Raw genomic sequence first — 9,599 nt, forward strand, 5'->3', positions numbered from 1 at the left:
AAATCGCCCCAGAGACACATCTCTGCCCGATTTCACCGATTGACAGACGATTCGACCCAGCAATATCACGCACTGAAGCGCGTGATGGTCGGGGAATGTAGAGCGATCCCCACCCGCTCCATTCGTAGCACTGTCGGTATTGTCACTGCAACGTCAGCGTTTTCAGTGCCAGTGGCAGCCCAAGCCACCCAGGAGGCAAGCGACGTGATGTGCTCCTCCGGACTCGGCCCTGTCATTACGCTCGCGTTTGGGATGATCACGATGTCTTGCTAAGTCCTCGACGATTTCGGCCATCAGGTTGAACTCAGCTCGAAGCGCATTGAGTTCATCCACTTCTTCTCGAAGCATCTCCACTTCGTCGTGGAGCGTATCAAGTTGCTCCTGTTGCTGGTTGACCTTCTGTTTCAAACTCTCGACAGTTTCAGCGGTGGTCGTACTCTCTGCAATCTCCTCAGCAGCAGCGGAACCAGCGTCAGTGAGATGATATAGATTGGCCACTTCACCGTTATCAAGCCGTTCCTTCCTGCACAATGAGCTCCCACTCTTCTAATACAGAGAGGTGGTGCCGGATACTTCCCGGTGGAACGTCCCCGTAGGAACGAAGCTCACTGGTATTGGCTGACCCACCGTGATAGCGAAGGCCATCAAGCAACGTCCGACGATGGCCTCGAATCATCTCGTCTTCTTCTCTAGATTCTGGTTCTTCCATACGCCCATAAACGCTGATAACGCTAATAATTCTATTGCCGTTTAAGAGCATAAACGCGGATAATCGACCCCTCCCGACACATATAGCTGAAACACACCCCAAACAACAGCAGACAGACCAACCACCGAGTGACGAAGTACGAGATACAACGGCTGTGAGACAGCACAGGACAGTCACCAAGAACGACGAGTTCTGACAGTCCCTCTACCCAGACAGGACGACAAAACCCGATGAGCGACGATAGTGAGATGCTAGTGGATGCATTGGTTGGGTGCCCACTATCATCACGCAGATCTGGGTGCCAACACGGGTGCTATAGTGGGGGTGCCGTAGGAGAGACATCGAGGTTTCAATGAACGTACTGCCAGACTGTCCCCAAGAGGTGAGGGAAACCAACCCAAAGTTGGACAAAGCAACTCTGGACTGTCCGTTACCGACCAGCAGAACAGACGTTGGAAGAGTTACTGCCCGTGGGACTGTCATCAAAGTACCAGCGGGAGTTGGCTGTATCTGACGATGACTGAGGGGACTGTCCAGCGTGCTGCGACGAGGTGTAAAGTGGACTGGTTGAGGCCACCGGACTATCTTCCGTGAATCAACAGTAGGACTGTCAGTGGGGGTGAGTCAGTGAGACTGTCTATGAAGGCAAGAGTGATTGTGAGAGGAGAAGGCGTCTTCCGGTATAGTGTATAGCTGAGTTACTCTGGAAGTCTGGTGTGTCAATAGTGGACTATCAGGCTGGCTGGTGCTGGTTGTCTGTGATGGTGGGATTCACTTGAAAGACGGGGTGTTTCACGCTGGGGTGGGCACCCTGTGTCTGCCCGGCTGACTGTCCACTTGGTAGGTGGTCTATTCTTTAGCCGCCGAACTCGACTGCGGTAATCGTCTCAAGGCATTCGACACTGACATACCGATATTCAACGTCGTTTGTGAACCCATGGCTGGGCAGCAGTGATTCTGCAGCCCGTCCCGCTGGTTTGTCTGTAGTCAGCAAGACAACGGAGCCTGCTTGTCCGGTGTCGAAAAGCTGTGCTGCGAGGCCGATAAGCGCAGTATCCGTCTTTTCGATTGTATCCTCAGGTCGGTCCGTGTCGTTCGCGATAAACCGTCGAGCCGCATCCATCACCCGCGAAACTCGAGAATTGGTGTAATCGAGTTCATCGGCAATTTGGATCCATCCTTCGTCAACTCCCTCTTGCCAACGACTGTTGCTCGATGGATAGGCTTCGTCGTCAGGATCGCCACCGAGTTCTTCATACACGCGACGAGGGACGAGCAGCGAGATGCCAGCTTGTCGGACAGCGCGGCGAAGGCGTTGATACTTCTCGTTGTCCGGCCCGCCACACCGGACGAAGACACCCGTGTCTGCGATGTACGCTGTCATTCGTCGTCGGAGTGGGCACGGATGACTGGTTCGAGGGCCTGTAAGATGATCTCGGCTTCGAGTGGCGAGAGATCCTGTTCGCGAGCCATGATTCGATGATTGACGGTACCCTCCACGAACTCACGAGCGTACTCTAGGGCAGTTGCGAGGCCATCAATACCATGCCGGTCAATGTAGACGTCGATATCCTCGTTTTCTGTACGGCGCGCTGCAGCATCCACGAGTTCGTCCGTGATAGTTCGCGTCTCGCCGTCTGTCGTCAGCGTGAGCGAGAGCGGTTCGGCTTCGAATTCGTAGGGACGGTCATCTTCTTGCTTCGTCAGTAGTCCTGCAGCCTCGAGTTTTCGGACGTAGTCATAGGCGGTGCCCTGCGGAATGTCGAGTTCGGTGACGAAGTCCGCGACAGTAGCACCGTCAGAACGGAGCGCGTAAGTGTAGATTCGCGCCAGTGTTGGGTTCTCCAGTAGTTCGACCACTGTTTGGAGTTGCGCAATTGGTATCGAATTGGTGGAGGCAGCAGACTGTGCCATCGTAGTTATGAATTATGCATAACTCGTAATAGCTCTTCTGCTTGGGGTGCGTTACAGTGGAAATGGTGTTACAGAGAGTTAGTATAAGCTACTAACCCACGCAGGCTCTTGCGTGATGTAGGAGCGATAGAAATGACTTACGCAGAAGGCAGTGGGCCGCGAAAATCTTCCTCGTATCTATCCCTTATCGCGAGAACCACTTAAACGAGAATTGCTTAGTGACCGTTGCCCTCCTCAACACGGAGCGGCCCACCACACTCACCACAACTGTATTGCTCTGGGTTTCGCACCGTCTCCGACCGACGATACCGGGCAATCCGACCGCCACAGTCCTCGCAGACGAGCCACCACTTGGGTGTAGTGAAGCGTTCGCAGTGTTGCGAAGTATCGAGGTGGTCTGTCCAGCGGGCGAACGTTCGCCCGTGGTTCGCGTCACCGAACTCGTGATATTGCCAGGCGTGGATGAGTTCGTGCCGGACTGTGGAACTGAATTGCTCCCATCCGTGGTTTTCGTAGGCCGTCCAGGTCAGTGCAATCGTGATATCCTCTGTTGTCGGGTCGTACTTCGTATGCCCGCCTGTCGTTGGGCTCGATGTGAGACCTCCCAGTCGATCGTTTCGACCGGCAGCTCTGGGAAGTGCTCGGTGGCGACGTTCCTTGCGTGTTGCTGTGCTCGGTCGAGGAGGGCTGTCGGTGTTTCGGGCGTATCGTCAGTTGGTGCATCCGCGCTTTCGGTGAGCGTTCGCTGGTCGGTGATATCCGAGAACGTTAGTTGGCGTGCCATGGATAAAAAAGACTGAAGCGGTGGTTAGTTCGGCAGTTCTTTTCGTCCCGTTCGCACGCACGGCCAGCACGGGAAGTCACCGAGACCGTCACAGTCACAGTCTGCGGGTTCGACATCGTTGTCGTCATCCGACGGGAATGCGTCGAGCGTTCCCTCTCCGGTTGCGGTTTCGACGGCGGCCATGTGTTTGCAGAAGGCGTTGCAGAGAACGTAGTACGGTAATAAATCGAGTAAATGTATAAAGGTTATTTCGGTCCAAATTCGTTGGCTACTGCCTCAACGTGCTCTGAGATTTCCGTTGAGAGCTGCTCATTAACCATCACCTTGTCATAATCTGCCATGTGTCTGCAGATGATATTTCGAAGACCGACACGCCCACCAGCCGTTCGCGGATCCGCACTCGTTTCATACTGGACAACTTCCTCTCCCTCATAGATGACCGTATAACGGCATGGCTTCGAGACACCTATTGTCATTTCAACGGATAAGGATTCATCCAAATCAATAACGACCACTGTTACCACCGCACCTCATCGCCGACACTAAACTGTCCGGATTCAATTACGGACGCGTTGAGTCCGCCACGATGAACAAGGGCTTCAGAAAGTCCTTTCTCGCCGACGAGTGACTGCATATAACCACATGGTTCACAGAGTTGAATACCCTCGCAGAGAACATCGCCGACAGTGAATGTTTGGCCCACGAGGTGGTTGAGTGGGACATTTCGTGTCGTTACGTTTCGACGATGCGCACCTGACGGGATTTCGATACTTGCCTCCCGTTCAACCGATGCCAGTGCCTCGGCTTCAATGAAAGTAACGTCACTTGCCTCCTTCACCTCTCGATTCGGATCCTCGTCAAGGAAGTTCCAGAGCCCACGTTCCTCGAAGTACCGGTCGCCACGGAGTCCTCGTCCCGCAACTGCTTCCACGTCCGTTCGTGCCTGCATCGGATCACCACTGTCGGGAGCAATGTGAATCCCCTCAACTTGGCCGAGTTTCATACAGTTTCTTCGTGGAAGTGTCTATTGTAGATTTCGAGGACGGTGAAAATGTACATATTGGATGGACGGACGAGCCAGCGCTGCGCCCTGGCTCACTGTCTTCGTCTATTAGTATACCACGCAACGGCCCCAAGGAAGCATACTTCCCTACTTTCAGCCACTAGGACTCAAAAAATGCTATCGAATGATTTGCTGAGTCAGAGGACGTCGTGTTATTGAAACGGTGGTTCGTTCGGCAGTTCCATCCGTCCCGTTCGCACGCATGGCCAGCACGGGAAGTCACCTAGGCCATCGCAACCCTTCGTTGTTTCTCCATAACTCACCCGGTGCACTTATAGATATGAAAAACATATGAATTTGTGTAATGTCACAGGATACACGGCGCGTCGGTGACCGGGGACAAGTCACGATCCCAAAGTGGATTCGAGAGCAAGAAGATATCCACGGGGGAGACGAGGTCATCGTTGAGCGTGAGGACGGCAAAATCGTGATCCGGAAGCCGAATGGCGTTGACCATGAGGAACTCGCGAAAGCATACAAGGACAACGCCGAACAAGCACGAGAAATAAATGAGGAATGGGAAGGGGCATCGAGAGAGGCAAACGGCTACCTATGAGCGTCTCTCGCGGTGATATTGTTCTCGTAAATCTTGATCCCACAAAAGGCTCCGAAATCAAAAAGACTCGTCCAGCAGTTGTTATCCAAAACGATACTGGCAATCAGTATTCGCCTACAACAATCGTTGCCCCGATGACAACGACACTCTCACAATATCCGTTTGTGGTTATTCTTCGTGCAAGCGACGAAGATATCGACAAGGATTCTGCTGTCCAACTCGATCAAATACGGACGGTTGATATTGAAAAGCGTATTGAGCGAACCTTTGGGCAGGTCAGTGACGAAAAAATGGCTGAAATCGATGCGGCGATCAAAGTGAGTCTCGGGTTAGACTGAAATCGTCGCTATTTACCGGGTATCGGCTTTTTCAAGATATGCGGTTCAGGGACAGAATCGGTGGTTAGTTCGACAGTTCTTTTCGTCCCGTTTGCACGCATGGCCAGCACGGGAAGTCACCGAGGCCGTCACAGTCGCAGTCTTCGGGTTCGGCATCGCCTTCGTTCTCCTCCGACGGGAAGGCGTCGAGCGTCCCATCGTCAGTTGCGTTTTCGACGGCGGCCATGTGTTTGCAGTAGGCGTTCCGGTGGACGTGATGCGGGCACGTGCAGGCCATCAGGTCGTCGGTCACGTCATCGATAGAGACGGTGTACTGGTGGTCTGCAGGGTTCTCGTGGCTCTCGTTAGTGACTCCAACGAGTCCGGGGGCATCGACGTCGAAGGAAAATTGTTCCCACTGTGCGCGTTTCTGTGCTGTCTCGTCAGCTTCAAGTTCACTAGGCGATTTCGTTGACATGGTCTTTCCACGTAGGTTTTGGAAGACCAGTGCCGGGTGTTGCAAGCACCCGGCGCGTTTCTACACGCCCGAGGATACCGTTCTTCCCACCATATCCTATGTGGGATGAGGTATTAAAGATTACAGTATCCTACGTAGGATCTAGTATTAAGTAGATGGCTGCAATACTATGGGCTATGACTGAGAACGAGAGTGGGCGCGACGAACAGGGGCGATTTGCGGAGCAGACGAGTGATGAGGATATTCTTCGGGTGATTCGTGAGTCGGAGTTTCCGGCAGTGACCGCTCGGTGGGTTGCAGACACGGTCGAGATGGAACGCCGACCAGTGCATCAGCGGCTCAAGGATTTGCATGAAATGGATGAGTTAGAACGCGGGAAATTGAGTCCGCGGGTGGTTATCTGGTGGATTTCCAGAGAATAGCCACGAGGTTGGAAAACAGATCGTGATCATTACAGCACCGCCAACGGATCACGCAAAATTACGTTTCCTAACGGGAACGGTCGGGTGCTTGCTGGGCGGGTCGAACAAAGCTGTCTAATGGAGCATACACAGATGTTTCGCTCCAAATCGTTGTAGACAATCACCAGCCAAATCTAAAGTGAATACTCTACACAGATATACTAGCATACTAATTAGTGTCACGATGGCCAGTTCATTTTTGTAATTGAGGTGTGATCTAATCATGGAGGCGTACAGTAATGCCTAACCCGAATGATAAATCCCCCCTCAACCATCCCGCAGCAGATCGGCGCTCATTCCTCCAAGCAATGGGAATCACCGCTGGAGTGGGAGCGCTCGGTACGTCAAACGTCATCGCGAGCTCTCAAAACTCACAATCCATGCAATACGAACTTCCGCCCCTCCCGTACGATTACGATGCACTCGAACCGCATATTGATCAACGCATTATGAAGCTCCATCACGATAAGCATCACCAGGGCTACGTCGATGGTGCAAACAAAGCGTTGAAAACGCTTTCTCAGATGAGACAAGCAGGTGATTTCGAGGAAGTCAAAGCAGTCAAACGTGACCTCTCATTCAACCTCTCCGGGCACGTCAACCACTCTGTGTTCTGGGAAAATATGTCACCTAATGGTGGTGGCAAACCAGACGGCGATCTTGCTAGTGCAATCCAATCCGATTTTGGTTCGTTCAACGCCTTCAAAGACGAGTTCGCAGCCGCTGCCGAAAACGTCGAAGGCTCCGGGTGGGGGATGCTCGTATACGATCACCTCGCCGAGAAACTACTCACGATTCAAGCGGAAAATCATAACAATCGTGCTATCCAAGGAGCGACACCATTACTCGTGCTTGACGTCTGGGAGCATGCATACTACCTCCAATATGAGAACGATCGGGGGAGCTACATCGATGCGTTCTGGCAGGTAGTCAATTGGGATGACGTCGCAACACGATATCAACACGCTCACAATGCCGAACTCTTCGATGGGAGTGAGTGTCAATAATAGTTGATTGATCTGACCACCAGTGGTTGCCATCTCACGCAGTTAAGATTGTTTTTATGTCTGCGGGATTCGGTAACCGGGTACTTTAGCGGAGTACGCAAATCAGAATCTCTAGTGGCGACTACCTGCAGAGTTGCTAATATACTTGGGATAGAATGGCTGTCTGCACATCGACAGCTTGAGGTGCTGTAGGAGAACGCTGCGGATTATTTGTACCATGTCTTTCTGGACACTCTTGTTTTCCCCGATAACGTTCGCCAGGTGGTTGTCAACGCGGAAATTAGAGTATTCGTCGTCACCGCCAACTGGGGTGTTTGGTCGTGACGTGACCTCTTATGTAACCACTTCTACCCTGTGCTTCACCGTCGTTCTGCTTGTTGCTTCAACCCTAGTACGGTTCTGCTGTAACCGATATTTGTGGTTGTCATAGTTTCCTCGCAAGGGTGCTTCAACCCTAGTACGGTTCTGCTGTAACATGTACCTGCCGGACGAGCAAGCAGATCGGATTCAGCAGCTTCAACCCTAGTACGGTTCTGCTGTAACCTGGGTCGGTACTGTCTTGCCCGCGTTCGTACAGGACGCTTCAACCCTAGTACGGTTCTGCTGTAACTGTATCCTGCCTCGTGGTTCGGGTAGACGTGTTCTAGCTTCAACCCTAGTACGGTTCTGCTGTAACGCACGCCGACATGGACGCGGTTCTGGCCGAGCAGGTGGCTTCAACCCTAGTACGGTTCTGCTGTAACCTTTATCTCGGCAATGATGTGGACGTATATTCCAAGCTTCAACCCTAGTACGGTTCTGCTGTAACGCGCAAGACACGGAGGACACCGAACGCGGACTTCACGCTTCAACCCTAGTACGGTTCTGCTGTAACGAGCTTCCGGATGTCCCATCCATGTCGAAACATCTCGCTTCAACCCTAGTACGGTTCTGCTGTAACCCGGTAGAGCGCGAGCCCGGCCATAATCCCCAGGATCGCTTCAACCCTAGTACGGTTCTGCTGTAACCTTTATATCCTTCCTCACGGGCCTCACGAGATTCTTGCTTCAACCCTAGTACGGTTCTGCTGTAACGACGCTGTCGAACGGTCTGTGGCAAAAAGCGACGGAGGCTTCAACCCTAGTACGGTTCTGCTGTAACGCTGGGCGTGGCAAGTGTCCTGCGAGGCTACGACATATGCTTCAACCCTAGTACGGTTCTGCTGTAACGACTGTCGACGGGTGTGGCACTCGATTACTACATGGTCGCTTCAACCCTAGTACGGTTCTGCTGTAACGCAGACTATCCAAACGCTAACGACAGAGCTTCAGAGCGCTTCAACCCTAGTACGGTTCTGCTGTAACAACCACAAACACGTTCTCCTCGCCGAACGACTCGTGGCTTCAACCCTAGTACGGTTCTGCTGTAACCATGGGTGATAACTCGATTGAAATCGAGGTAGAATCGCTTCAACCCTAGTACGGTTCTGCTGTAACCATGCCCAATTCGTGGCACTCAGCCTCTCTTCGTACCGTGCACACTTGGGTGTTTCCGTCGACCGCCAGTAACCCCGAAACCCCCCGGGGGTCGACGGAAACGCACAAGGAAATTAGCCAACTCACGTCGAAGCAATTTACAAAATCCAATAGTTACTCTTCCTTGCCCATGTCCGGATGTGTCAGATCGAACGGTTCATCGCTTTAGATCGTATTCTCTCCTTTGAACGGTATGGGTATCCACGAGCCAGTGTCGGAATGGGATTTTTCTACCTGTAGCAAACGACCCACATTCTACCACTAGTAGATCAAAAAGTTATGTTCCCACCGATTATTGACACTGATAGGTCACAAAAATCCCGTACACGTTCGCTTCACCAAAAGACAACGTGTACGGTTATAACCACCTCGGAAGGTGGTTAAGTAGCTGCAGGGATAGCTACTGCTTCCATCGTCTTAGAGGTTTGGCCTGTGACCTACAGAAAAATCTATGAAACGAAACCAAGCAAATCTTGCGAACCAGAAGCAGAAAAATCGAAGTAGTTGCCTAGGAAGCGACTATGAAGAACCACTACTCGGCATCTCAAGTGACCCGACACGGTCATGGTGTCGTTTTGGACACATCAAAGCGGCATATTTCGAAGAACTAGCAATCGACAACCAGCCACGGGGATAGAAATGCTGAATCATAGTTCCCAAACAAAGACACAGATGACTCAAAGACGGAACTTTTTGGTAGACTGTCGAAGTAGTAGAAACCACCCTACCGAACCTGCAAGTTGTTCAGTAGAACTGACTAGGGTTAAAGTTACCTGTAGGAGACCAATAGTAGGGT

12 protein-coding genes and 1 CRISPR repeat array are annotated in these 9,599 nt (G+C 52.2%); of the genes, 4 read left to right on the forward strand and 8 right to left on the reverse strand.

What is annotated here, in order from left to right:
* Positions 1 to 162 precede the first annotated feature (162 nt).
* The 7 genes from HL45_RS18180 to HL45_RS18205 form a co-directional block, all read right to left on the reverse strand.
* On the reverse strand, positions 163 to 498 hold the full coding sequence (locus tag HL45_RS18180) for a hypothetical protein (RefSeq protein ID WP_049972630.1): 336 nt from the start codon (positions 496 to 498) through the stop codon (positions 163 to 165).
* A gap of 1,067 nt (positions 499 to 1,565) precedes the next feature.
* On the reverse strand, positions 1,566 to 2,093 hold the full coding sequence (locus tag HL45_RS18185; protein WP_049972631.1) for a hypothetical protein: 528 nt from the start codon (positions 2,091 to 2,093) through the stop codon (positions 1,566 to 1,568).
* Positions 2,090 to 2,623, reverse strand: a complete 534-nt coding sequence (locus tag HL45_RS18190) for a DUF7437 domain-containing protein (RefSeq protein ID WP_049972632.1) — start codon at positions 2,621 to 2,623, stop codon at positions 2,090 to 2,092. Before HL45_RS18190 ends, HL45_RS18185 begins: the two co-directional genes overlap by 4 nt.
* Positions 2,624 to 2,838: 215 nt before the next feature.
* Positions 2,839 to 3,231 carry a SprT-like domain-containing protein gene (locus HL45_RS21715; protein ID WP_368085953.1) on the reverse strand — a complete coding sequence of 131 codons (393 nt, stop codon included), beginning with the start codon at positions 3,229 to 3,231 and terminating at the stop codon, positions 2,839 to 2,841.
* Between the two features lie 200 nt (positions 3,232 to 3,431).
* Entirely contained in the window at positions 3,432 to 3,590 is a 159-nt protein-coding gene (locus tag HL45_RS21320; protein ID WP_162833896.1) for a hypothetical protein, read from the reverse strand.
* Between the two features lie 62 nt (positions 3,591 to 3,652).
* Positions 3,653 to 3,931: a hypothetical protein gene (locus tag HL45_RS18200; RefSeq protein WP_211250899.1), complete on the reverse strand. Its 279-nt coding sequence runs from the start codon at positions 3,929 to 3,931 to the stop codon at positions 3,653 to 3,655.
* The gene (locus tag HL45_RS18205; protein ID WP_049972646.1) at positions 3,925 to 4,356 is read right to left on the reverse strand and encodes an MOSC domain-containing protein; all 432 of its coding nucleotides are present in this window, start codon (positions 4,354 to 4,356) and stop codon (positions 3,925 to 3,927) included. The genes HL45_RS18200 and HL45_RS18205 overlap by 7 nt, the downstream gene beginning before the upstream one ends.
* Before the next feature lie 418 nt (positions 4,357 to 4,774).
* Between HL45_RS18205 and HL45_RS18210 the strand changes: the two genes are divergently transcribed.
* Together HL45_RS18210 and HL45_RS18215 are read left to right on the forward strand one after the other, a co-directional pair.
* Entirely contained in the window at positions 4,775 to 5,026 is a 252-nt protein-coding gene (locus HL45_RS18210; RefSeq protein ID WP_049972634.1) for an AbrB/MazE/SpoVT family DNA-binding domain-containing protein, read from the forward strand.
* Entirely contained in the window at positions 5,023 to 5,364 is a 342-nt protein-coding gene (locus tag HL45_RS18215) for a type II toxin-antitoxin system PemK/MazF family toxin (RefSeq protein ID WP_049972635.1), read from the forward strand. Before HL45_RS18210 ends, HL45_RS18215 begins: the two co-directional genes overlap by 4 nt.
* Before the next feature lie 64 nt (positions 5,365 to 5,428).
* Here HL45_RS18215 and HL45_RS21475 read toward each other — a convergent pair whose 3' ends face one another.
* On the reverse strand, positions 5,429 to 5,821 hold the full coding sequence (locus tag HL45_RS21475) for an SWIM zinc finger family protein (RefSeq protein WP_049972636.1): 393 nt from the start codon (positions 5,819 to 5,821) through the stop codon (positions 5,429 to 5,431).
* Between the two features lie 176 nt (positions 5,822 to 5,997).
* On the opposite strand from HL45_RS21475, the gene HL45_RS18225 reads away from it, so the two are divergent.
* Together HL45_RS18225 and HL45_RS18230 are read left to right on the forward strand one after the other, a co-directional pair.
* Complete coding sequence (locus HL45_RS18225; protein ID WP_049972637.1) at positions 5,998 to 6,243, forward strand: hypothetical protein; 246 nt, start codon at positions 5,998 to 6,000, stop codon at positions 6,241 to 6,243.
* 278 nt (positions 6,244 to 6,521) lie between these two features.
* Positions 6,522 to 7,289, forward strand: coding sequence for a superoxide dismutase (locus HL45_RS18230; RefSeq protein WP_144240135.1), 768 nt, complete (start codon positions 6,522 to 6,524; stop codon positions 7,287 to 7,289).
* Positions 7,290 to 7,668: 379 nt separating this feature from the next.
* Positions 7,669 to 8,764: direct repeats of the CRISPR family, unit length 30 nt; unit sequence GCTTCAACCCTAGTACGGTTCTGCTGTAAC.
* The last annotated feature ends 835 nt before the right edge of the window (positions 8,765 to 9,599 follow it).

It is taken from the genome of Haladaptatus cibarius D43, assembly GCF_000710615.1.
In the GTDB taxonomy this organism is placed as follows: domain Archaea; phylum Halobacteriota; class Halobacteria; order Halobacteriales; family Haladaptataceae; genus Haladaptatus; species Haladaptatus cibarius.

Coding starts and splice junctions, on each gene's coding strand:
- HL45_RS18185 (WP_049972631.1), bottom strand. CDS start 2,093: ATGACAGCGTACATCGCAGACACGGGTGTCTTCGTCCGGTGTGGCGGG.
- HL45_RS18190 (WP_049972632.1), bottom strand. CDS start 2,623: ATGGCACAGTCTGCTGCCTCCACCAATTCGATACCAATTGCGCAACTC.
- HL45_RS21320 (WP_162833896.1), bottom strand. CDS start 3,590: ATGGCCGCCGTCGAAACCGCAACCGGAGAGGGAACGCTCGACGCATTC.
- HL45_RS18205 (WP_049972646.1), bottom strand. CDS start 4,356: ATGCAGGCACGAACGGACGTGGAAGCAGTTGCGGGACGAGGACTCCGT.
- HL45_RS18210 (WP_049972634.1), top strand. CDS start 4,775: ATGTCACAGGATACACGGCGCGTCGGTGACCGGGGACAAGTCACGATC.
- HL45_RS18215 (WP_049972635.1), top strand. CDS start 5,023: ATGAGCGTCTCTCGCGGTGATATTGTTCTCGTAAATCTTGATCCCACA.
- HL45_RS21475 (WP_049972636.1), bottom strand. CDS start 5,821: ATGTCAACGAAATCGCCTAGTGAACTTGAAGCTGACGAGACAGCACAG.
- HL45_RS18225 (WP_049972637.1), top strand. CDS start 5,998: ATGACTGAGAACGAGAGTGGGCGCGACGAACAGGGGCGATTTGCGGAG.
- HL45_RS18230 (WP_144240135.1), top strand. CDS start 6,522: ATGCCTAACCCGAATGATAAATCCCCCCTCAACCATCCCGCAGCAGAT.